Genomic DNA, 22,797 nt, shown 5'->3' with positions numbered 1-22,797 from the left:
GAAGCACTGCACCCGCCATTACGCCAAATCGCTGTTAGCGGTTCGTTGTTTTTATTTTCTAGTCAATTTATACTTCAAATGTGTTGTCAAGTCAGATGGAATAACGTCTATAATTTGTAAGTCATACTTGTCTTTGTCAATGCCGTCAAAAAGTCGGATCCCACTGCCTAAAAAAACAGGTGCAATGTGAATAAAAAATTCGTCCACAAGTCCTGCATTTAGAAACTGTTGAATTGTGTTTGCACCGCCTTGTATTCTTATATCCTTTCCTTTTGCTGATTGTCTTGCCTTGTTTAAGGCACTTTCTATTCCATCATTTACGAAGTGAAAAGTTGTCGTGCCTTCTTGAATCCAAGGTTCTCGTATTTCGTGTGTTAATACAAATACGTCTGCTTTGTATAGGTCATTTGGCCAACTCGCTTCGCCTTCCTCAAACATTCGTTTCCCCATAATAAATGCTCCCGTTCTTGCAATTGTTTCTCGAATGTATTTTCCGTCTGCACTATCTTCTTTTCCTCCTTCAAACCCAAGGTATTCCCAAAAAGCTTTTTGATTAAACATCCACGAATGAATTTGTCCGGAAACTCCGCCCATAGGATTTTTAGGACTTCTGTTGTCGCCCGCGAAAAAACCGTCAAGTGATATTCCGCTGTCAAAGATTATTTTGCTCATCATTTATTGTTAGTCAAATTTAATTTTTTCGGTTTGCACTGTCACCTTACAATGACCGCCAACATCTGTATAAATGTAATTAATTTCGTTTATATCCGCTATGAGTGTAGTTCTTCGGGTTTGTCCAACATGATAAAACTATCCCCTATGATTTCGGTTACGGGTGCTTCCGCTATATGCCGGTTTTGAAAAAGCACAAACAGCCAATGCACATGAGTTAAAAAAAACGAGCGATGCCCCGAAAGACATCGCTCGTTTTGAAAATCGATTGGTAAGAATCCTTATTTACCTGCTTCAAACAATTGGAAGAACTGATCCAATTTCGGCAAAATAACGATTTCGGTACGACGGTTCTTGCTGCGGTTTTGGCTGCTGTCGTTGGCTACTTTAGGCAAGTATTCGCCACGACCACCGGCAGTCATACGCTCAGGAGCTACGCCGTATTTCTTTTGAAGAGTACGTACTACTGAGGTGGCGCGTTTTGCACTCAAATCCCAGTTGTCTTCCAATACAGAAGCGCTGCTGTACGGTACGCTGTCGGTATGACCTTCCACCAAGATGTCAAAATCTTTGCGGTCGTTTACAACTTTAGCGATTTTGCTCAATACATTTTCAGCTTGAGTTGTGATGTCGTAGCTGCCGTATTTAAACAACATCTTGTCGGAAAGAGAGATATATACAACTCCTTTTTTCACTTCGACGTTTACGTCTTCGTCGCTTACATTGTCCAAAGAACGTTTTAAGTTCATCACAAGCGCCAAGTTAAGTGAATCTTTACGACGCAGGTTTGAATTCAGATCCTGAATGTATGAACTTTGACGGTTAAGTGCATCCAATGATTTTTTGATGCTTTCTGCACCGTCTTTGCTTACGATAGATAAATCAGAAAGGCGATCCAACAAATTGGTGTTTGTACGTTTCAGGTACGCCAATTCATCTTCCATCGCTTTCAATTTGGCCCGCTCGTTGGTGATGTCGCCATCTTTCATTTTGAGCTGATTGGTCAAATCACTAAGGTCGTTTTTCAATTTTGCGCTGACAGCATCACAATCTGCTTTATTTTTGTCCAGAAGAGCCTGAAGTTCAGCTTTGTCTTTTGTTAGTTGAGCTAATTGTTTTTTGTTACAGGATGCAAACAATACTACGGACAGTGAAAACAAAATAATCTTTCTCATTGATTATGAGGTTTGAGGTGAACAGTTTAAATTAAGGTTAGAAATTAGCAATTAAATTGCCTTTATTTAAGTATATAAGCGTTTTTCAGGGTTTTTTACTTTAAGAATAACGTTTGAGTATTAGGTAAAAGTCCTAAAAAAGCGCTGCAAAGATAGGCAAGTATGATGATATATCAGAAGGATATAAAATATACTTTGCTGTAAAATGCATTTGATAATATGATGAATTACTCCAAATCTGCCCTAAGTACTATCCCAAAAGCCAAAAAAAATCCCTTTTTTGGAAATACGCTGGATTTTGTCCGTAACCCGTTGAGCTTTCTTGAAAAAATGCAAAAAGAGTTCGGGGAGGCAGGTTTAGTGAAACTAAATTTGGTCAACCGTGACTTTTTTCTGGTCTTAACACCGGAAGATACCAAGCACGTGTTGCAGGAAAACAATCGCAATTACCATAAAAGCGAAGCATACAAAGTGTTAGCGATATTTTTGGGCAATGGACTGCTGACAAGCGAAGGAGATTTTTGGCGGCGACAGCGTAAACTGGCCCAACCTGCTTTCTACAAACAACGCCTTGCGCTGATGGTGGAAATGATGAATGAAGAGGTTATGAATCTGTTGAAGCGTTGGGAGCAGCATACGAAAAATGAGGCGTTGGACATGTCGGAAGAGATGCTTAATCTAACCTTGCGAATTGTAACAAAGGCGTTGTTTAGCACCGATGTGAAGCATCGGCTGGGGGGCATTTCAGAATCCCTCAATGAGATCATGCACTTTGCCGACAATACGCTCAAAAGTTTTATTCGATTTCCGTTGCACATCCCAACGCCCCGAAATCAGCGGTTTAAGCGAGCCGTGGAAAAAGTGGAAGCGGTCATTTACAGCATTATTGAAGGACGACGTGAAGAATTGAAACAGGATGAAAATGTTCGTTATGATGATCTGTTAGACATGCTCATTCATGCCAAAGACGAAGAAACGGGCGAAACCATGAATAACCAACAATTGAGGGACGAAGTGACGACTATTTTTATGGCCGGGCACGAAACAACCGCAAATGCGCTTTCGTGGGCACTTTATTTGCTTTCAAAGAACACTGATGTGGCACAAAAACTTCGCGAAGAAATTAACACTGTACTGGGAGAAGACGGAATGCCAACCTTTGAAAATGTGCGTGAGCTTCGGTACACGCTTCAGGTGGTGCAGGAAGTGATGCGTTTGTACCCACCCGCGTGGATCATGGGCCGTAAAGCACTGGGAGAAGACCAATTGAGTGGTCATCCCATTGAGGCCAACACTTATTTGATTCTTCCGATCTATCTGCTTCACCGAAATCCGGCGTATTGGCAGAGACCTAATGAATTTTATCCGGACCACTTCTTACCCGAAAACACCAAAAATCGACCTACCTATGCTTATATCCCTTTTGGCGGAGGGCCGAGAATGTGCGTAGGGAATAATTTTGCGTTGATGGAAATGCAGATCGTACTGGCATTGCTGATTAGAAAGATGGATTTTTTGCTCGTTGAGAAAAACGAAACCAAACCTGACCCGTTGGTGACTTTACGCCCTAAAAAAGCATTGAAAATGAAAATAAAGACTGTAGATCGTTGAATAGGTCAAAAGCATAAAGTAAAAGATAAGCCCCAAAAAAGGGGCAGAAAAAGCCGATTAGACCACTTAAATGATTTTCCCGGAATGGTATAAAGGTTTATGAGCCGGTTTTACAAAAAATTCCTATTTTTACGCCCGTTTTTAACCCAAATCTGAATTTTATATACATATACAATGAGACAAATACTTTTCCGTGAAGCCTTGCGTGAGGCCCTGTCTGAGGAAATGCGCCGCGATGCGAGCGTGTTTTTGATGGGTGAAGAAGTCGCCGAATACAACGGAGCTTACAAAGTAAGTCAAGGAATGCTTGATGAATTCGGGCCTGAGCGCGTCATTGATACGCCCATTGCCGAATTGGGTTTTGCCGGAATCGGTGTAGGTGCCGGAATGAACGGCCTGCGCCCCGTCATTGAATTTATGACATTCAACTTTTCGTTGGTTGCCATTGACCAAGTGATCAACTCGGCGGCGAAGATTCTTTCTATGTCGGCGGGACAATACAGTTGCCCGATCGTCTTTCGAGGCCCTACCGGCAACGCAGGTCAGTTGGGTGCACAACATTCTCAAAACTTTGAAAACTGGTACGCTAACACTCCCGGTCTAAAAGTAGTGGTTCCTGCGAATCCGTACGACGCCAAAGGATTGCTAAAAGCCTCTATTCGTGACAATGACCCCGTTATTTTCATGGAATCGGAGTTGATGTACGGTGATAAAGGTGAACTGCCTGAAGAAGAATACATTATTCCGTTGGGAAAAGCGGAAGTGAAAAAAGAAGGTTCTGACGTAACCATCGTGTCGTTTGGTAAGATGATTTCGCGGGTGGTGAATCCTGCCATCGAAGAATTGGCGAAAATGGGCATCAATGCCGAACTTGTTGACCTTCGTACTGTTCGTCCAATTGATTATGATACAGTGATCAACTCGGTGAAGAAAACCAACCGTTGTGTCGTGGTGGAAGAAGCATGGCCATTGTCATCCATTGCCACAGAGTTGACCTATATGATTCAACGCAAAGCATTTGATTATTTGGATGCGCCTGTTATTCGTGTCAACAACATGGACGTATCCTTGCCTTATGCACCTACATTGGTAGAAGCTGCATTACCGAGCATCAAGCGTACCATTGATGCGGTGAAGGCTGTTATGTACCGTAACTAAGCTCTTATAAGAGTTAAAAGGTGGAATGGGAGGTTAATATTTTTTCTCCTCTCTTTTAACTTTCAATTTTTTAAGCTCCTTTCGAGGAGCTTTTTTTGTTTGGCATGATTTTTTTAGTAAAACTCTTATCATAAAACCGCTATTTTTGGAGTTATTCATCCAAAAATCAATTTTTTGCACTATGAACCGATACATAAAAATTTTTCTGATAGCAGTAGTTGCGCAAGCAGGACTCTACGCGCAGACGGCCGCCGTGACGGTTGATGCCATTTTTGATAAATATTATCAGGCAACGGGCGGCAAAGCACTTTGGGATGGCGTACAGACGTATACCATCAAGCAGGCATACCGGGCCGGAACAGCCAATGATTACGATTTAACAGTACAAAGCTCACTGCCGCAACAGGCAATGTCAAAAACGCGTACTATCATGAAACGTGATTTTATTTACGGTATCAAAGGCACTGATGGCTGGATCAAAATTCCCATCGGGAGCCGCGATAAAGTAACGCAGTTTCAAACGAGTGATATGAGCGAAAAAGAACGCGAAACCATGCGCCGCGAGCTTGTAGATCTTGTGGCACCTTTTGATGATTACACTCAAAAAGGCTACATCGCTACCGTAGTGGGCACCGAGCAGATAAACGGAAAACCTGCCAATCAAGTGGAAATGGAAGGAAAAGGAGTAAAGTATAATTTGTATTTTGACGCTGAGTCCGGTTTATTGGTTCGGGAAAAGTTAACGTTAGCAACCAAAGAAGTCCAGACGCGCGACCATACACAATATGCAAAATCAGCGTACGGAATTTCGTATCCTTCGGAATCAACGTTTGTAAGCAGCATTGATAAAAAACCCGTGAAAGTAACCACCACCATAGACTTTAATCAAGCCATCCCCGACAATACATTTGCACGATAAATGCAGCAGGAGATGGCTTGAAAATGATGCCACGACGCAATGTCGTGGCATTGATATATCAACAAATTAAGACGTCATTACCCACCATACCACCTGCGTGGTAACATCTCCGTACCGGTTTGAGAAAAGTAGGCAAAATAGTTCTTTTGGTCTTCATCGGATTATTATTGGTTTTGGGTACTGCCATCGTTTGGTTACAAACGGGGTCGGGACAGGATTGGCTCACGCGGCGTGTGGTGTCCTATCTGCGCCAAAAACTCCAGACCCGCGTGGAGGTGGCGCATGTGCGCTTTCAATTGCCTGATTGGATAGAATTACAAAACGTCTATTTGGAAGATAAGCACCGTGATACCTTATTGATGGGAAAAAGGCTGTTTGTGGACATGGATGTATGGGGACTTCTACAAAGCAAAGTAGGGATCAACAACATTGAATTAGAGGATGTATACCTCCATGTACACCGGACGCTGCCCGATACAACCTTCAATTTTGCCTTTATTACTCAGACATTTGCCGGTACTGATACTCAGTCTGATACCCTTTCTAAACCTATGGAAATGCGGTTGGATGCCATCAAACTCAAAAATGTAAAACTGGTTTACCGCGATGCGCTCATTGGCACCGACGCTAATCTTTGGATCAGTGAATCGAACGTGACGTTTTCGGCATTTAATCCTTCTTACAATCGCTATCATTTGACAAGTACTGTGCTGAATACCGGTAAAGGCTCGGTTCGGATGTACGCGCCGCTTCGCCCGTCAAAAACGGGAGCGGACAGTTCGGAAGTGGCAACCAATCCTTCCGATTCGTTGGATTTTAGATTGGGAAAGATCCAGATAAAAAACTACGATATATCCTACGAAGACGAAACCCAAAAGCTGAAAACCGGCGGTAAAATCGGGCAGATAGATTTGGAAAGCAATTTTGTTTATCTAAATAAACTCGCGGTATCAATAAAAAAACTCGGAGTTCAGAATACAAGTTTAGTCTTTAAAACTGACGATTTGGCGGTTGACGTAAGTCGTTTCAATACCCAATTGGAGGATTTTACGTTTACGCCCGAACGCACGGCCGGAAAGCTGAAATCCGCCAGTATGGTGGAAAAAAGAGGATTTGTATTGCGGCAGGTACAAACCAATTTTGTGTACTCCAATACGCAAACTTCACTCGAAAATCTGTTTGTACAAACCAACGAAACTATCCTTCGTAATAAAGCGATTTTGCGTTACAGTTCATTGGATGAATTGTCCAAGAATATTGGCAATGTGAACGTAGATGTTAATCTGCAAAACAGCCAATTAAGCTTTAAGGATGTGCTTACGTGGATGCCCACGCTTCGAAAAACGCCTCCTTTTGACCAAAATCCGACGGCCATCGTGAAAGTGAATGGAATCGTGACGGGTAAGGTCAATAACTTAACGTTGAAGGCCGTTGATGTGCGGACATTGGAAGGAACGCGTTTGCGCATGGAAGGAAAAATCGCGGGTTTGCCCGATCCGCAAAAAATGGCAGTGGACGTAAAAGTCAGTGAATTGGTCACGACGCGGGCCGACATTGCGCGTATCATGCCTAAAGATGCTTTGCCGACTTCTATCGACATTCCTGCAAAGTTGGTAGTGACAGGAAGCTTCAAAGGAAGTCTTGATAACCTTACGCTGGATACTCGCCTGGCATCTGATTTGGGCGATGCAACCTTTGCCGGAAACGTAAAGAATTTTGTAAAAGCTAAAAATCAGAGCTACAAAGGAACGCTGGTTTTAAAAGACTTTAACGCGGGAAAATTGCTCAAACAGCCACCCGAACAGCTTGGCAAACTTTCTTTAACGGCAACGGTTGACGGACACGGAATTGACCCCAAAACGTTGCGGACAGAATTGAAGGGGACCGTACAAAGTGCTGATGTAAAAGGGTATACCTACAAAGATCTGAATCTTTCCGGGACGTATCGTCAACAGCAGGCCGATTTTATTGCTGCCATTGCTGATCCCAACGCTACCCTGCGTTTGAATATTCAGGCAGATTTACGGCCTGAATATCCCGTTATTTCGTCGGAGGTAGATATTGATGAATTAAAACTGAAACCCCTCAATCTGTATTCTGAAGATGTAGAGATACGCGGCAAAATAACGGCGGCTTTTCCTTCTACTAATCCTGCCGATCCGCGTGGCACATTGTTGATTCAGGATGGCGTTTTGGTACAGGATGGTAAAGTAATTCCCTTGCAAAACATATCCGTCAACCTCGAAAATGAAAATGGCGAACGATTGGCGGTCATTGATGCACCCTTCCTGAAAGCGCGGGCAACGGGCGTATTTCGGTATGAACAGTTAGCCGATGTAATACTCACCGAGATCAATCGTTATTTTGCCTTGCCTGATATTCAGTACAAGCCCGTAACAGAACCTTATCGGTTTGCGCTGGAGGGAAAAGTAGCTAATCATGCGGTGTTGAAAGCCTTTGTGCCTGAATTGACGAAGATGGATACGGTTCGGTTTTCGATGCAGTTAAACAGCCAACAAGACACAACATTACGGATACAACTACAGGCACCGTTGGTAGAGTATGACAGTATCTTGGTACAGCAGGCAAGTTTTAAGGTGGCAGGTGCCAACAACAAGGCAAATTACAACGCACATGTCGACAAAGTTACATCAGGAACTACTAAAGTCGAACGGACGTACCTGAACGGAGAAATCGCCAATAATATCGTAGGATTTAACCTGGTTCTGAAAGATTCGGTGGATAAGGACCGTCATGGATTGGAAGGAATGTTGGCTACGGTGAACAATAATTACCGCGTACAATTGCGTCAAAGAGGGCTGTTGCTGGACTATAAACCCTGGCGGGCTGATTCGACCGGCTATATTCAGTATGGAAAAGAAGGCTTATTAGCTAAACATTTCAGCATTCAACAAAATAAACAACGACTTTTTGTAAATAGCCTGACCGAAACCCCCAACGGCCCGATTCGGGTTGAAATGGACAGCATCAATCTGCGTCCGTTGGTAGGCATCGTGGCCGATTCCATGATGGTGGCGGGTGTGTTGGGCGGCAATGTGGTATTGCAGAATTACATGACACAAACGCCGGCGTTTACGGGAGATTTCGCCATTCGGAATTTTACCTTTACCAACATTCTTATTGGTGATCTGAATGTAAAGGCTGCCAACCAATCAGCCGAAAATATTGTAGCGGAGGCTACACTCAAAAGCCCTCAAAACGACGTGCGATTGAGCGGAAATTATTACCTCAAAAGCAAAACACCGCTGGATCTGAAATTGGATATCAAGCGCATGGGCATGCAAACGGTAGAAGCCTTCAGTGCCGGACAATTGCGCCGTACACGCGGATCGTTGACGGGACAGGCAACTGTTAAAGGAGCTCTTGACAAACCCCAAATTGATGGCCGGATGGCGTTTGACAGCGTGTCTTTTAACGTAACACAATTGGGTGCTACGTACCGTATCAACAGCAGCAGTTTACAGTTCAAAGGCTCGGAAATTGTACTGCAAAAATTCATCGTAAGCGATACCTCCAATCGTCCGTTGCAAATAGATGGAAAGGTCAATATTGCTAAAATTCCGGATGTTTCGTACGATCTGACCATTGCAGGAAAAGACTTTACGGTGCTGAACGCGACGCGCAAGGAGAATGAATTGTTTTACGGAAAAGGCATTGTAGACGCCAATTTGCACGTAGCGGGCACAGGTGCTAAACCGGTCATTGACGGTTCGGTCAAATTGAAAGAAGGAAGCGATATTACGATCTTATTGCCTGACAGCGATTTGAGTGAAGACGCTACTGACGGAATCGTAGAATTTATCAATCCCAACAAACCGACCGTTGCCGAAGCAGATACAGCCGCCTCAAACTCTGTTAACTATGCTTCCGAAATATCTTTGAATCTTGAAATAGATGACCGCTCGCAAATGACCATCATTGTTGACGAACTCAACGGCGACAATCTGAAAGTCAGAGGCAATGCTCAATTGAACGCAGGGATTTCGCCAAGCGGTGATGTATTCATTTTGGGATTGTATGAATTAACCCAAGGTTCATACGACCTCACGTTTGAGGTGTTAAAAAGAGGCTTTACGATTGAGAAAGGAAGCCGCCTGATTTGGACCGGCGATCCAATGAAAGCAGATGTAGACATTACGGCGGTATATCCTGTAGCGGCCGAGTTGACCCCGTTAGTGCCTAATTCTACCGAATATAAATACCGCAAAGTACCGCTTCAGGTATTGCTTAAAATGCAGGGAAGTCTGGAAAAACCACAAATTACCTTTGATGTTCGCCCCGATCAAACAAAGTTGACCTCAGGAGATATTGAAAAAATAAACAACGACAGGATATTTGATGAACTCAAAAAAAGCCCTGCCGAAATGAACAAGCAGGTATTTTCGTTGCTGGTACTTAATAAGTTTTCGGGACAACAATCTTCTGACTTCTTCTCGAGCGTTAATCCGGAACTGATTGCTCGTGAAAGTGTGAGCAAATTGCTGACAGATCAACTCAATATGCTGGCTTCTGATTTGATCAAAGGTGTTAAACTCGACTTTAACCTTAATTCTACTTCCTTAACAACTAACCAGGGAACAGCCGCGCAAACCGACCTGAATGTAGGATTGAGCAAAGCTTTCATGGACGATCGTTTGACCGTGAACGTAGGCCGAAATTTTGAGATCGAAAAAGGGAGAGCCGCTCGTTCTACCGAACTTATTGACAACGTCAATGTAAACTATAACCTGACCCGTGACGGCCGATATGCCGTTCGTGCGTATCGCAAAAATCAATACCAAGCTGTTTTGGAAGGATTTATTGTAGAAACCGGCGTCAGCTTTGCCGTAGTAATGGATTATGACAAGTTGAAAGAAATATTTAAATAGATGATTGTTAGATTTATCCGCATTATTGTTCTTCTCTTGTCCTTTGGTTTGACGGGTTGTTCGGTAACGAAATACTTGCCGGCCAATGAAAGCCTTTATGTGGGGGCTGAGGTAAAAATGCTTCCTGACTCTAATGTATCGGCCAAAACGGCAAAAACCGTGAAGAGTGAATTGGAGCCGCTCCTGCGTCCTAAGCCCAACAAACTCTTGTTTGGCTTTCCGCTGAAAGTATGGATGTATTATGTGTTGGGGGAACCTAAAAAAGAAAAGAGCTTTCGGGGCTGGTTCCGAAAACGCTTCGGCGAGCCTCCCGTTTTTGCCAGCAAACGCGTTGCTACCACCAACAGCCTTGTAATTGGCAATTACCTCAATAATGAAGGCTATTTTCGTTCGTCGGCAACGGGTGAATTGAAAGAAAAGAATCGGAAAGTAAAAGCCATTTATAACGTTACATTGCGGAAACGCTATACTATCCAAAAAATAGAATTCCTGAAGCAGGACACCGGTGCTTTCTTTAAAAATTTTGACCTTACACAAAAAAACAGTTTACTGAAAGAAGGTGATCCCTACCGGCTGATTGTGATAGAAACGGAACGGGCGCGCATTGACCAGGAACTGAAAAAACAAGGTTTCTACTATTTCCGCCCTGACTATCTGATTATCAAAGCAGATACCAACCTCAATAGCCATCAGGTCAATCTGTCGATGCAACTAAAGCCCAATACCACACAATTGGCTTTAAAAACCTACTTTATTCAGAATATCTTCGTAGTGACCGATAATGGAATGTTGTCTAAGGATACGCTTTCGGGGGCAGTACTTCGGCGCGGCGGCTTGCGGATCGTTGATCAGGAAAATGCGTACAAACCCCGAATTTTTTATAATTCCATTGGGTTCAGAAGAGGAACAACCTACAGCAGTGAATTGCATGATGTGTCATTGTCGCGGCTGATCAACCTCAAGAATTTTAAATTTGTTAAGAATCGATTCGACCTTGTGCCGCGTTCAGATTCCGCGATGTTGGATGTGTATTACTATCTGACACCTCTGAAAAAGAAAACCATGCGGGCAGAAATCAGTGCGGTAACAAAATCCAATAACTTAACGGGTAGCCAAGTGGGTGTAACATGGCTCAATCGCAACATTTTTAAGGGGGCAGAGCAACTGAGAATCAGCGGAAATGTGGGGATAGACGTACAATTGGGCGGCAGGCGCAACAAATACATCAGGGATTATTATCGTACAAGTGCGGAAGCAGAATTAACGTTTCCTCGCTTTGTGATACCTTTTTATAAAATTCGGCCCGAAAAAAATCAGGCACTCCCCAAAACGACATTTTTGACGGGTTTTGAACGGTTGACCCAGCAGGGGTTGTATACACAAACTTCGTTCAAACTGAATTGGGGCTATAGCTGGCGCAAAAATGTAGAAATTGAGCACACCTTTTTGCCCATCGCTCTCAATGTGATCAAACCGAGTAATATAAGCGAGGCGTTGATTGACAGTATATTTACAAGTTCTAAACCACAGGATCTATTCCGCTACCTGACCATTCTGGAGAATCGCCTGATTTTAGGGGCGCAGTACAACATCACGTATACGCCTACGCCAAAGCCGTTAAGCAAAAACAGCTTTGTGATTACGGGCGGTTTTGACATTGCCGGAAATGTGGCAGGCCTTATTTCCAAAGGCCGGAAAGAAGTGGGGTTGGCGTTTGGTATTCCTTACGAACAATATGCACGATTTGATGCAGAAATTCGCTATTACCGCGATATTAATCCGAAACTCCGGTGGGCCAACCGTGTACTGGCCGGTATTGGGATTCCCTACGGTAACTCGTTGTCATTACCACAAATTAAACAATACTTTGCGGGCGGAACCAACGGTATTCGGGCGTTTCGGGCACGTAGCTTAGGACCCGGGTCGGCGAGGCCGGATACCACAAGTATCTTTTTTAATTTGACTTTTGGAGACATACGCCTTGAGGCAAATACCGAATTACGGTTAAGGATCAATAAATACATCGAAACCGCTGCGTTTGTGGATGCAGGCAACATCTGGATGTACCGTAATTATGACGAATCCTATTACACACCCGAAGATAACGCCGTTTTTACCAATCAATTCTACAAACAATTGGCCATTGGTGGCGGTTTAGGAATACGGATCGTTACGCCTTTTGTGTTGGTCCGATTTGATTTGGCCACTCCTTTTCGAAAGCCTTGGTTGCCTGACAATGAACGATGGGTATTTAATAAATTTGATTTCGGCAGCAAAGCCTGGCGAAAAGAGAATTTAGTGCTGAATATTGCCGTTGGGTATTCTTTCTGATTACATATAAACAAAAAACGTGAATGGGATTCCCATTCACGTTTTTTGTTTATATGTAAGTATGAATTACACCGTTACGGCCAAAAGCTGATCCAGAATAAAACGCCCGTCGGCATTGCCTAAAGCCGGATCGGAGGCGCGCTCAGGGTGAGGCATCATGCCGAATACATTTTTACCGGCATTGGTTACGCCTGCAATATTCTCTAAACTGCCATTAGGGTTGGCGGCTTCGGTAATAAGGCCGTTTTCGTCGCAATAACGGAACAGTACCTGATCGTTGTCATTGAGGCTTTTGAGGGTATCTTCATCAGCAAAATAGCGGCCATCGCCGTGAGCGATGGGTATTTTATACGCTTCGCGGTCTAAACCACCCGTTAAAATCGTTGATTTGCTTTGAGGGTTCAGGTAAATATTGCGGCAAATGTAGCGTTGTGAACTATTGCGCAATAATACTCCGGGAACCAACCCCGCTTCGGCCAATATCTGGAATCCATTGCAAATTCCCATGACGTACCCGCCGCGTTGTGCGTGGGCAATAACCTCATTCATGATAGGAGAGAAACGGGCAATGGCGCCGGTGCGCAGATAATCACCGTAAGAAAAACCTCCGGGAAGAATCACAAAATCACACCCCTGAAGGTCGTGGTCTTTGTGCCAGAGTTTTACCACTTCTTGGCCTAAATTGACCCGTAATGTATAGACAGTATCATCGTCGCAATTGGAACCGGGAAAAACTACTACGCCGAATTTCATATGATATAGGAAGTAATTGAGCAAATGTTTGATTGACTTACCGGGGCAAAGTTACGATTTTAGAGGCGGTATTGATAACAAAAAGCAGGTAACTTTGTTGAGAATGTAAAAAGCTTGGAATAAGCGCGGCGTTCTGATGCGGTAAAATGTGCTTCATTAAGCCTTTGGTGATAAAACAGCGGTATATGCAGATATTAAAAAACCTTTTTCAAGTAAGCGGCGACCTGAACGGAATTACTTTTGACCAACCCGGAGCCTTATGGAATGATGGCAATGCGTATGTATTAAAAACACCGCAGGGATTGATCCTGTTTGACAGCGGTTGTGGTGATACCATTGAGCAACTCTTTGACAATATGCGCTATTGGGGTCTTGCGCCTGAAGATATTCATTATTGTTTATTGACTCATCCACACATCGACCACGCAGGCGCGGCACATATTCTCAAAAAAAGAGGAGTAAAGATCATGGCCATTGCCGAAACGGCCGAAGCCATCGCGGCGGGAGACGAGCGTTGTTTTGGTTATTTGTATCATAAAACGTTTCAATCCGTGAGCGTGGATCAAGTACTGGTTGACAAGCAAAAGCGAAACCTTTTCGGAGTGGAAATAGAGGTTATGCACTTGCCGGGCCACAGCGCAGGCTGCACGGCTTATTCATTTATGTTAGACCAAAAACGAATTATTATCAGCGGTGATGTGATCGGCGTACAGCCCAATGGAGACTTCGGTTGGGACAGTGCCATTGATTTCGACAAACAAAAATACACCGCCTCCTTACGCCGACTTTCCAAGGTAGATTTTGACATTTTATTGCCGGGCCACGGCATGGGGTATTTTCATAAGCCGCGCCAAAGGGTGGAAGATGCTTTTGTCAAGGCCTTGGTACAATTTCGATAAATCCAATATTTCTACAAAGGTTGCGCTTCTCCGAAGCTTTTGGGATTTGGGTATTTTTATCTCTACAAAGGTTTGGGCTTCTCCGAAGCTACTAAAACTTCGGAGAAGGTCTTACTTTTACATTTTTCAGTTTATCATTTTTCGGTTATTCCATTAATTCCCCAAAGTGATTTCTTTCTCTTTATAGCCGCCACGGGTAGATGAAAGCTTCACTTTCGCCTTAACAGGGCCTTTTTGATTGAGCTTTACTTTAAAAACAGCTTCTTTTTGTTCTCCGACTTTGGTATAACCTGTATAAATTGTTTTGTCAAACAAAGCAGGTTGAGTGATCGTTACTTTGGCTTCTTCATAGCCTTTGAGCAATGCTTTATCAAAGTCCAATGTTACTCGGTCTTCCTGTACTATTTTTACCAATTTGGCTTGTTCCAATGCTACCGGCAGTTTGCCGGAATTACTCCATGTAACTTTTATTTCGTATTCGTTGTTAGCCAATGCTTTCACGTTTACGTCTTTCAAGTCGATTTGCGGTAACTCTTTAGCCATTGCCAAGTTAAACTTCGATTGTTTGGAGATCCAGTTTTCCAATTGCCACGCTGGACCGTTTTGCGCAAAGAATTTGGGGTGAAAACCGCCGATTTCCACTTCTCCCAAGGTGGGGTGCGTAAGTTTTGTCCACGGTTTGAAACCATTTTTCTTATTTGCTTCGTCGTCCCACATCAGACCATCGTATTCATCATAGGCACCGTCTTTGTCGTAATCTTTCATGGCACCGCCGTTCCAAAGTTCGTCACCGTACCAAACGGAGCCGTAATAAAAATAACCAAAGTCGGGACCGTGACCAAACAACGGTTGCGGCTTGGAAGGGTCGCCCGTTGTGCGGTCGGTTTTGCTGCGGGTGCTGTACGTTTCATACACATCACCCGCCCAAGGATAACCCGTGAAGGCCAAGCCTACGCTGTCCATGTGTTTGTAGATTGCCAAGTCAGCAGGAAACATACTTTCGGCACTTTTGGAAGTGGAAGGTGGTCGGAGGTGCATCGGCACGCGTGTATCCATCGAGTTGACTACCGAAATATTCGGATGCGCCAAGAGCCACAAAACCGTTGAGCGCGTTTCGATTTCACTCAGAGGATATTCGCCCGCGCCGCCCTGTGTGTAGCCGCGTCCGGTCAGGTCACCGCCTTGGTCAGGACGCCAGTTTTCGGGGTAGTTACGGTGATTGTCCAAGCCACCGATGCCGTCTTCGTTATATTTGCCATCGCCGTCATTGTCAATGCCTTCGGTATAGACCAGCCATTCGCCTTTTCCTTCCAAAACGCGTTTCATCAGTCGGCCCGAGGGGTCTTTTGGGTCGAGTATGAAGTCAGCTCTTTCTTTTTCGGCTTTGGTAACGGCTTTTTTGCGGAGTTGATAAATGACACCGTCACCGTCGAGGTCTTCTTCCGGGTCTTCGTCCAGCAATCCGTCACGATCATCGTCTTTGGGACGTACGGTACTGCGGTTGCGTTGTGCCGTAAAAAGGTACATTGTTGAGCCATCGGGGTTATTTTCAGGGCGCAGATAAATGGATTTCGTATCTACCAACTGCGTGATGGAGGCGTCTTTGCCATAATTTTCGAGCAAGTGCTGCGTTAACCATAAGATGGCTTCACTACTGGTAACCTCACCGCTGTGCCGACCGGCTTCAAAATAGGCAGCAGGTTTGTCGGTGTGTTTTCCCGTTTTTTTGTTGGTAATGGTCATTTGTAAGATTGGGCGACCTTCGTAGCTTTTGGCTACTTCATAAAGCTCTACAATGTTGGGATATTGTTCGGCCCATTTGCGATACCAACTGTACATCACATCGGGCGAGTGATAAACGTCGAACGTCAACTTATTGCCGGGTTTGTACTCAACATCTTTAAAATAGTGTTTCTTGAAAAAACTGACACCGTGACGTTCGCCCTTGACGGTATAAAATTTACTGGCGGTGTCTTGTTCGGGCCATTTCTCCTCGCCGTAATAAGGTTTTTGAGCAGCGACTTCGTTCAGGGAAAATAAGCTTAAAAGGAGTATAAAAGTGTTTTTCATAAATAAATGAATAAGAAAAGAGTTTAAAGTACAATTTGGTTTTAAAAGGCTAGTTTTCAGGCTGATATTACTAAAATTTTTGCTTAATGAATAACCTTATAATGAGTAATTTTTTGAAAAAAGAATCTCAATGGTTAATGATTGTTAATCCTATATCCGGGGGGGAGTAATATGAACCGGAAATACTAAAAATTTCGTTTCATTTGTAAATAAACTTTGTCACCAAAATGTACTCTAACTCGAAGACGGAGTCTCACTTAACCAAAGAAAATGCCATGAAAACAATTCATAAAATACACGCCGTTTGCCTGCTCTTTGTGATGGCTGTCGGAATGAGCACTCCGAGTACTGTTCATGCCCAGCCGGGGGTTAGTATTTCGCGGCAGGATTTTTACAACGAACTGTCTCCTTATGGTCAATGGATGAATAATCCGTCATACGGACAGGTATGGAGACCTAATGTAGGCCCTGATTTTCAGCCATATGCCACTGATGGCCATTGGGAAATGACCGAATACGGTAATACTTGGGTTTCCGATTACGATTGGGGTTGGGCACCTTTCCACTACGGACGTTGGCTGATGGATGATTACTATGGTTGGATATGGGTTCCGGGCGATGAGTGGGGACCTGCGTGGGTAACGTGGCGTTCGGGTGGCGGCTACTATGGTTGGGCACCTTTAGGTCCCGGGATGGGAATTGACATAAATATTAACATTCCGTATAACTACTGGGTGTTTGTGCCTGACATCTATATTCAAAGCCCGCGTGTGTACAGTTATTGTGTGCCCCGCAATCGAATCGGCAACATTTTTGGCGGCACCGTTTATATCAATAATTATTACCGCTACAATAACAGATTATACGCCTATGGGCCGCAACGCCATGATATTGAACGTATAACGCGCAATCGAATCAATGTATATCGTGCCGATGATATTTATCGTCAGGGACGTTATGCACGCAACAACGGTGGTTCGCGTCCCTATGATTCACGACCTAATTACAATGGCAACGGACGGAATTGGGATAACAATAACGGTCGCCAAAACCAATCACCACGTTACGATAATGATAATCGTGTATCACGCAACGACCGTTTTGACAATAACAACCAAGGGCAGAATCAAAACCAAAATCGTTATGACCAACGTCAGAACAGCCCTCAACAACCGCGTCAGGATGATAGACCGTATACAGCTCCTGAACGTGGAAATGCGCAACGGACGTGGTCAGATAACGGCAATTCCAATCAACAGCCTCGGGCAAATCGGGAACAGGCGCCACAGCGTTCGTATGAAAGCAGAGAAAATTTGCCGCAAAGAAGAAGTAATGACAACGACCAACCTCGTCCTACTGAACGCAACGGTGGATCGTATCAACAACAGCCACAGTCGCGCGGCGGTCGTGAGTCTTCGCAACCACGCACTCAGGAACAGGGGCAAAGAAGTTCGTCAGAGAATTCCGGAGAAGGGCACCGTGGAGGACGTCGCGGAAATTAACTAAGAATTAGTACTATACAATGGACGTAAATGGGAGCGTAAAAACTCCGGTTTACGTCCATTTGCTTAAGAACTGATTGAAAGAATCTTTGTACTGATCGCTTACCGGGATAGTGACATTGCCGATCTGAATGCTGTTGCGGGTAAGCGAATTTATTTTATCCAATGAAACAATGAACGACCGATGTACCCGCATGAACTTCCGCGTTGGCAGCCGATCTTCCAATGCTTTAAGGCTGGTCAATGATAAGATAGGTTTTGTAGTGCTTTGCAAATGAACCTTTACGTAATCTTTCAGGCCTTCGATGTATAAAATATCATTGTATGCTACCCGCACCAATTGATATTCTACTTTTAGAAACAGAGAATCTTCTTCAGGTTCTGCCGCAGCTGTTGGAGCTGTAACCGGTGCGGGACGGTTTATTAACTCAAAATAGGCTTTTGCTTTGTTGGCTGCCCGCAAAAACTCTTCATAGTTGAATGGTTTGAGCAAATAATCCAAGGCATCCACTTTGTAGCCTTCAAGGGCAAAATTGTTGAAGGCCGTTGTAAAAATAATGCGGGGACCTGCGCCCCCTTGTTGTGATTGCCCCAATACTCGTGCCAATTCGATGCCGGTCAGATCGGGCATCTGAATATCCAGAAAAATAATATCCACTTGCTCATGATGCAGCGCCTGCAATGCTTCGATAGCGCTGGAATATTTCCCAACCAGATGCAGAAAAGGTGTCTTTTCAATAAAAACACTCACCAGACCAAGGGCGAGTGGTTCATCATCAACAGCGATGCAGTTAAGCGTCATAATGCGCGGGGCTTAGAGTGGTACTTTGCTGTTTAGCGGTAGCGGTCGTATGGAGCGTCAATTCCACTAAATACTCGTCTTTAGGTGTATGCTCTGTAATTTTCAAAGAATAGTGATTGGGGTACAATAAGTCGAGTCGGCGACGGGTATTGACCAAACCTATTCCATTGCTCTCATCCAAAGTGACCCTTTTCTCAGTAAAGAGCGTATTCCGAACTTCTACCCGTAAGGTCTGCCCTTCCTGAGCCAAACCAATGAAAATTTCGCTGGGACGTGTGGCACTCACCCCATGTTTAAAAGCATTTTCAAGAAACGGCAAAAGCAACATAGGGGCAATGGCTACGTCGTGATGAGTTGCAGGTTTCTCAAAACTCACTTTAACTTTATTGGTCAAACGAAGCTGCATCAGTTGAATATAATCTTCTAAAAATGCTATTTCCTGACTCAGTCGTACAGTACCTTCTTTGGTTTCGTATAATACATAACGCATCATGCGCGAAAGCCGATGGAGCGCCTCCTGTGCTGATTGCACATCCAGCATGGTGAGTGCGTAGATGTTATTTAAGGTATTGAAAAAGAAGTGGGGATTGATCTGCGCTTTCAAAAAAGACAGTTCAGAGACTACTTTTTCACGTTCCAACTGCTCACGGATTTGCGTATCCTTTTGCCATTTTTGCACGACCGTTAAACTGGTACTTACGCCAAGAGACAACAATGAATACAAAAAGGTAAACATGTCAAAATGCCGGCCACGGTTGGGATTAAAAGGTCGGTCCGGACGAGTGGCTTTGTGCCATAGTTCGGGCAGATTAAGCCATGAATCTACGCCTTGAATTGCCCAATAAATGAATGCCGCCGTACCGACAATAGAAACCACATACCAGATAGTGTGATTTTGGAACAATAAGCGTGGTAAAAGAATTTTCGCATTGAGATAAAAAGCACCGGCCAATAATCCCAGCAATATCCATTGCTTTATCCAGTATTCATCAGGCATTGTAAAGCGCCCGCCAAAGGGGGGCATCAGTACCAAAGCGGCCAATAGCCCCCAAGCTAAGAGGTGAATAAGAAGTGTTATATTTTTTCTGTTTGGGCGAAGTAACATAGTTGTATTTTTTTTATAACTACCGATGTGGATATAAATCGGTTATTCAAAAATGACAGCAATCCTATAAAAACAATTTCATACTTATTCTACCAATCGCCGGATTGCCAAAATTTACCGATAATTGGACATTTTTTATCTTTAAATATACCTATGATACCCTGTAACAGGTCGAAAAGGCAACTCATCGGTCATAAATCGACAATTGGTCGGTAATTACACTCTCTCTATCTATTGTATTTTTTTGTGAAAGAAAGCTGCCGTTATTTTGGAGCATCAAAACGCACAATCTCCGTCACCAATATAATTTAATCGTGACGACCAACAAATACAACAAATGAAAACAATTATCACTTCCATTCTTTTTGCGTTGGGTCTGACAGCCGCCCACGCCCAATTTCCAGGCGGCCCCGGTGGTCCCGGCGGTATGCAAAGCGGCGACGGTAACGGTCGCAACAGAAGTACCAACAACGCACAAACCCCAACGCTAAACCTTGAAGGAACTGCTCCTAAAGGTAATTCAAAGATAACGGGTTTTGTCATAGATTCAGCCGCAACAAAGGCCGTTGAGTTTGCCAATATCGCACTTTATAATAAAGCAACAGGCAAACCGGTAGATGGTACCGTAGCCGATGAAAAAGGTAAATTTACCCTTAAAAGCATCGCCGTTGGTGACTATAAACTGATGATCTCTTTCATTGGTTTTAAAGACAAAACGGTTGATAATATAAAAATCGCCAAAGGTCAGGATCTGGATTTGGGCGTCATCAAAATGAGCCCCGATGTCAGAACCCTTGACGAAGTGGTGGTGACGGGCGAAAAATCGATCATTGAAGAGAAAGTGGATAGATTGGTTTACAACGCTGAAAAAGACCTTACCGCTCGTGGTGGTGATGCCGCCGATGTACTCAAAAAAGTACCTATGTTGTCGGTCGATCTGGACGGCAACGTATCGCTTCGCGGTAGCCAAAATATTCGGGTATTGATCAATAACAAGCCTTCTACGATTGTAGCCAGCAGCATTGCCGATGCCTTAAAAATGATTCCTGCGGACTTGATCAAATCAGTTGAAGTAATCACTTCTCCTTCGGCGAAATATGACGCAGAAGGCTCAGCGGGGATTATCAACATCATTACCAAGAAATCAACATTGCAAGGCCTTACCCTCAGTGCAGATGCAGGAGTTGGAGCGCGCGGTTCAAACCTTAGCCTTAACGGAAACTTTCGTCAGGGTAAATTAGGAATTACTTTGGGAGGTTTTGGCCGTGCTTTCTACAATAAAGCAAATTCAACCTTAGATCAAACCACGCTGCAAAACGGAGCATCGTTATTGACAAAACAAAATACCGATGCTTATGATAACGGCTTATTTGGAAGATACAATATTGGGTTTGACTATGAGTTGTCAAAAAACCAATCTTTGAATGCCGGCATCAGCTTCGGAACGCGTAACATGGTTCGGACGCAGGATATGACAAGCAATTTGTTTACCAACAATGCGCTGACAGCTACCACTTACCGCGACGTGACTACCAAAGATCTATCCAATAACGTGGACATGAATCTTGACTATATCCGCACTTTTAAAGTGCCCGGCAGAGAATGGTCTATCTCGACTCAATATAGCCGTAACACGCTTACCAACAACTTTAACGCTGATTTGTTGAACGAAAGCAGTGCTTTATTGAGCCGTCAGAAAAACCTGAACTCTAACCTGAACCAGGAAGCTACGATTCAGACGGATTACCAAACGCCGATTAGGAAAAACCAAATGATTGAATTTGGAGCGAAAACGATCATGCGTCAGGTAAACAGTGATTACAGCTATCAGGTAGCAGGTGCTACGGGTGCTTTTGCCGCCGATGCCCGCAACCCTGTCGGTAGTCTGGATTATAGCCAGAACATTGTCGCAGGATACTTATCATACACGTATTCGACTGCCAATAAATACACGTTCAAAGTAGGTTCACGCTACGAATACACCACGATTGACGCCAAAGACCAAATCGGTAAAATTTCGATTCCAAGTTACGGGACGCTTGTACCAAGTATCAACGTGTCAAAAAGCCTAAAGGCGGGAACGACGCTGAAAGCTGCTTACAACCGTCGTATCCAACGTCCGGGTCTGCAACAGTTGAATCCTAACTACAACGCTGCCAACCCGTACAATATCAGCATCGGTAACCCGAATTTGAAGCCTGAAATGACTAATAACTTTGAGTTGAGTTTGAGCACCAACATTAAGAAAACATACTTGAACGCATCGGTTTTCAGCCGCTCTACCAACAACAGCATCATGCGTTTGAGCGCTCCTTCCGATACGCTTATCGGTGCCATTATCACTACCTTCCAAAACATCGGTAAGCAGGAAGTGATGGGTGCCAACGTATTTGCCAACGTTTACCTTACGCCAAAATGGACATTGAACGGTGGTGTGGATCTGTACTACAACTACCTGGAAGGAAAAGTACAGGGATTGGATGGTACTTCAATCAACACCAGCAACTCTGGTTGGGTGATCGGCGGACGTATCATGTCCAGCCTTGCACTTAACAAAGGTTGGGCAATGCAGGCACACGGCGGTATGCGCGGAAACCAAGTAACGCTCCAAGGAGTACAAGGCAGTTTCTACATGTACTCTTTCGGTGTGAAGAAAGACTTCAACAACAAGAAAGGAAGTCTTGGATTGGCTACTGAAAACTTCTTAGGAGGAATGAAAATGAAGTCAACTTCCGTAACGCCGGTGTTGAACCAAACCATGGTCAACAACATCTATAACCAAAACATTAAGCTGACATTCAGCTACAAAATCGGAAAGATGACGTTTGCCGCTCCTAAAAAATCTAAGAGTGTGAAAAACGACGACGTGAAAGAAGGAGGCGATAACAACTAAGGAAGCCTGACATTCAAT

The 22,797-nt window shown here is 44.0% G+C and carries 14 protein-coding genes; 8 read left to right on the top strand and 6 right to left on the bottom strand.

What is annotated here, in order from left to right; translation table 11 throughout:
- Nucleotides 1-51: 51 nt before the first annotated feature.
- Complete coding sequence (locus tag ACQY73_RS13425; protein WP_428666776.1) at nt 52-675, bottom strand: dihydrofolate reductase family protein; 624 nt, start codon at nt 673-675, stop codon at nt 52-54.
- A gap of 278 nt (nt 676-953) precedes the next feature.
- Nucleotides 954-1,847, bottom strand: coding sequence for an OmpA family protein (locus tag ACQY73_RS13420; RefSeq protein WP_428666774.1), 894 nt, complete (start codon nt 1,845-1,847; stop codon nt 954-956).
- Nucleotides 1,848-2,066: 219 nt separating this feature from the next.
- Here ACQY73_RS13420 and ACQY73_RS13415 point away from each other — a divergent pair, with 219 nt between their 5' ends.
- The 5 genes from ACQY73_RS13415 to ACQY73_RS13395 all read left to right on the top strand — a co-directional run bounded on the left by ACQY73_RS13415 (nt 2,067) and on the right by ACQY73_RS13395 (nt 12,755).
- Nucleotides 2,067-3,458 (top strand): cytochrome P450, encoded by a 1,392-nt coding sequence (locus ACQY73_RS13415; protein WP_428666771.1) that lies wholly within the window; start codon nt 2,067-2,069, stop codon nt 3,456-3,458.
- Between the two features lie 174 nt (nt 3,459-3,632).
- Entirely contained in the window at nt 3,633-4,616 is a 984-nt protein-coding gene (locus ACQY73_RS13410) for a pyruvate dehydrogenase complex E1 component subunit beta (RefSeq protein WP_428666768.1), read from the top strand.
- Nucleotides 4,617-4,797: 181 nt separating this feature from the next.
- A complete protein-coding gene (locus ACQY73_RS13405; RefSeq protein WP_428666765.1) occupies nt 4,798-5,535 on the top strand; it encodes a hypothetical protein in 738 nt (245 codons plus the stop codon).
- Nucleotides 5,536-5,654: 119 nt separating this feature from the next.
- A complete protein-coding gene (locus ACQY73_RS13400) occupies nt 5,655-10,424 on the top strand; it encodes a translocation/assembly module TamB domain-containing protein (protein WP_428666762.1) in 4,770 nt (1,589 codons plus the stop codon).
- Entirely contained in the window at nt 10,425-12,755 is a 2,331-nt protein-coding gene (locus ACQY73_RS13395) for a BamA/TamA family outer membrane protein (RefSeq protein WP_428666759.1), read from the top strand.
- 66 nt (nt 12,756-12,821) lie between these two features.
- Here ACQY73_RS13395 and purQ read toward each other — a convergent pair whose 3' ends face one another.
- Nucleotides 12,822-13,508: a phosphoribosylformylglycinamidine synthase subunit PurQ gene (gene purQ / locus ACQY73_RS13390; protein WP_428666756.1), complete on the bottom strand. Its 687-nt coding sequence runs from the start codon at nt 13,506-13,508 to the stop codon at nt 12,822-12,824.
- A 185-nt stretch (nt 13,509-13,693) separates the two neighbouring features.
- On the opposite strand from purQ, the gene ACQY73_RS13385 reads away from it, so the two are divergent.
- A complete protein-coding gene (locus tag ACQY73_RS13385) occupies nt 13,694-14,407 on the top strand; it encodes an MBL fold metallo-hydrolase (RefSeq protein ID WP_428666753.1) in 714 nt (237 codons plus the stop codon).
- Nucleotides 14,408-14,560: 153 nt separating this feature from the next.
- Here ACQY73_RS13385 and ACQY73_RS13380 read toward each other — a convergent pair whose 3' ends face one another.
- Complete coding sequence (locus ACQY73_RS13380) at nt 14,561-16,477, bottom strand: M14 family metallopeptidase (protein ID WP_428666750.1); 1,917 nt, start codon at nt 16,475-16,477, stop codon at nt 14,561-14,563.
- Nucleotides 16,478-16,752: 275 nt separating this feature from the next.
- On the opposite strand from ACQY73_RS13380, the gene ACQY73_RS13375 reads away from it, so the two are divergent.
- Entirely contained in the window at nt 16,753-17,979 is a 1,227-nt protein-coding gene (locus ACQY73_RS13375) for a DUF6600 domain-containing protein (RefSeq protein ID WP_428666747.1), read from the top strand.
- 52 nt (nt 17,980-18,031) lie between these two features.
- Here ACQY73_RS13375 and ACQY73_RS13370 read toward each other — a convergent pair whose 3' ends face one another.
- On the bottom strand, nt 18,032-18,781 hold the full coding sequence (locus tag ACQY73_RS13370) for a LytR/AlgR family response regulator transcription factor (protein ID WP_428666744.1): 750 nt from the start codon (nt 18,779-18,781) through the stop codon (nt 18,032-18,034).
- Nucleotides 18,771-19,886: a sensor histidine kinase gene (locus ACQY73_RS13365; protein WP_428666741.1), complete on the bottom strand. Its 1,116-nt coding sequence runs from the start codon at nt 19,884-19,886 to the stop codon at nt 18,771-18,773. Before ACQY73_RS13365 ends, ACQY73_RS13370 begins: the two co-directional genes overlap by 11 nt.
- 337 nt (nt 19,887-20,223) lie before the next feature.
- On the opposite strand from ACQY73_RS13365, the gene ACQY73_RS13360 reads away from it, so the two are divergent.
- Nucleotides 20,224-22,779 (top strand): TonB-dependent receptor domain-containing protein, encoded by a 2,556-nt coding sequence (locus tag ACQY73_RS13360; RefSeq protein WP_428666738.1) that lies wholly within the window; start codon nt 20,224-20,226, stop codon nt 22,777-22,779.
- Nucleotides 22,780-22,797 lie beyond the last annotated feature (18 nt).

It is taken from the genome of Runella sp. (assembly GCF_965279615.1).
Taxonomy (GTDB): Bacteria; Bacteroidota; Bacteroidia; order Cytophagales; family Spirosomataceae; genus Runella.
The sequence above is the reverse complement of the archived record's forward strand: the minus strand, read 5'-3'. Positions and strand labels throughout refer to the sequence as shown.

What these genes read in the sequence shown, in the direction of transcription:
- ACQY73_RS13425 (WP_428666776.1), bottom strand. Translation starts at nt 675, where the DNA reads ATGATGAGCAAAATAATCTTTGACAGCGGAATATCACTTGACGGTTTT.
- ACQY73_RS13420 (WP_428666774.1), bottom strand. Translation starts at nt 1,847, where the DNA reads ATGAGAAAGATTATTTTGTTTTCACTGTCCGTAGTATTGTTTGCATCC.
- ACQY73_RS13415 (WP_428666771.1), top strand. Translation starts at nt 2,067, where the DNA reads ATGATGAATTACTCCAAATCTGCCCTAAGTACTATCCCAAAAGCCAAA.
- ACQY73_RS13410 (WP_428666768.1), top strand. Translation starts at nt 3,633, where the DNA reads ATGAGACAAATACTTTTCCGTGAAGCCTTGCGTGAGGCCCTGTCTGAG.
- ACQY73_RS13405 (WP_428666765.1), top strand. Translation starts at nt 4,798, where the DNA reads ATGAACCGATACATAAAAATTTTTCTGATAGCAGTAGTTGCGCAAGCA.
- ACQY73_RS13395 (WP_428666759.1), top strand. Translation starts at nt 10,425, where the DNA reads ATGATTGTTAGATTTATCCGCATTATTGTTCTTCTCTTGTCCTTTGGT.
- purQ (WP_428666756.1), bottom strand. Translation starts at nt 13,508, where the DNA reads ATGAAATTCGGCGTAGTAGTTTTTCCCGGTTCCAATTGCGACGATGAT.
- ACQY73_RS13385 (WP_428666753.1), top strand. Translation starts at nt 13,694, where the DNA reads ATGCAGATATTAAAAAACCTTTTTCAAGTAAGCGGCGACCTGAACGGA.
- ACQY73_RS13380 (WP_428666750.1), bottom strand. Translation starts at nt 16,477, where the DNA reads ATGAAAAACACTTTTATACTCCTTTTAAGCTTATTTTCCCTGAACGAA.
- ACQY73_RS13375 (WP_428666747.1), top strand. Translation starts at nt 16,753, where the DNA reads ATGAAAACAATTCATAAAATACACGCCGTTTGCCTGCTCTTTGTGATG.
- ACQY73_RS13370 (WP_428666744.1), bottom strand. Translation starts at nt 18,781, where the DNA reads ATGACGCTTAACTGCATCGCTGTTGATGATGAACCACTCGCCCTTGGT.
- ACQY73_RS13365 (WP_428666741.1), bottom strand. Translation starts at nt 19,886, where the DNA reads ATGTTACTTCGCCCAAACAGAAAAAATATAACACTTCTTATTCACCTC.
- ACQY73_RS13360 (WP_428666738.1), top strand. Translation starts at nt 20,224, where the DNA reads ATGAAAACAATTATCACTTCCATTCTTTTTGCGTTGGGTCTGACAGCC.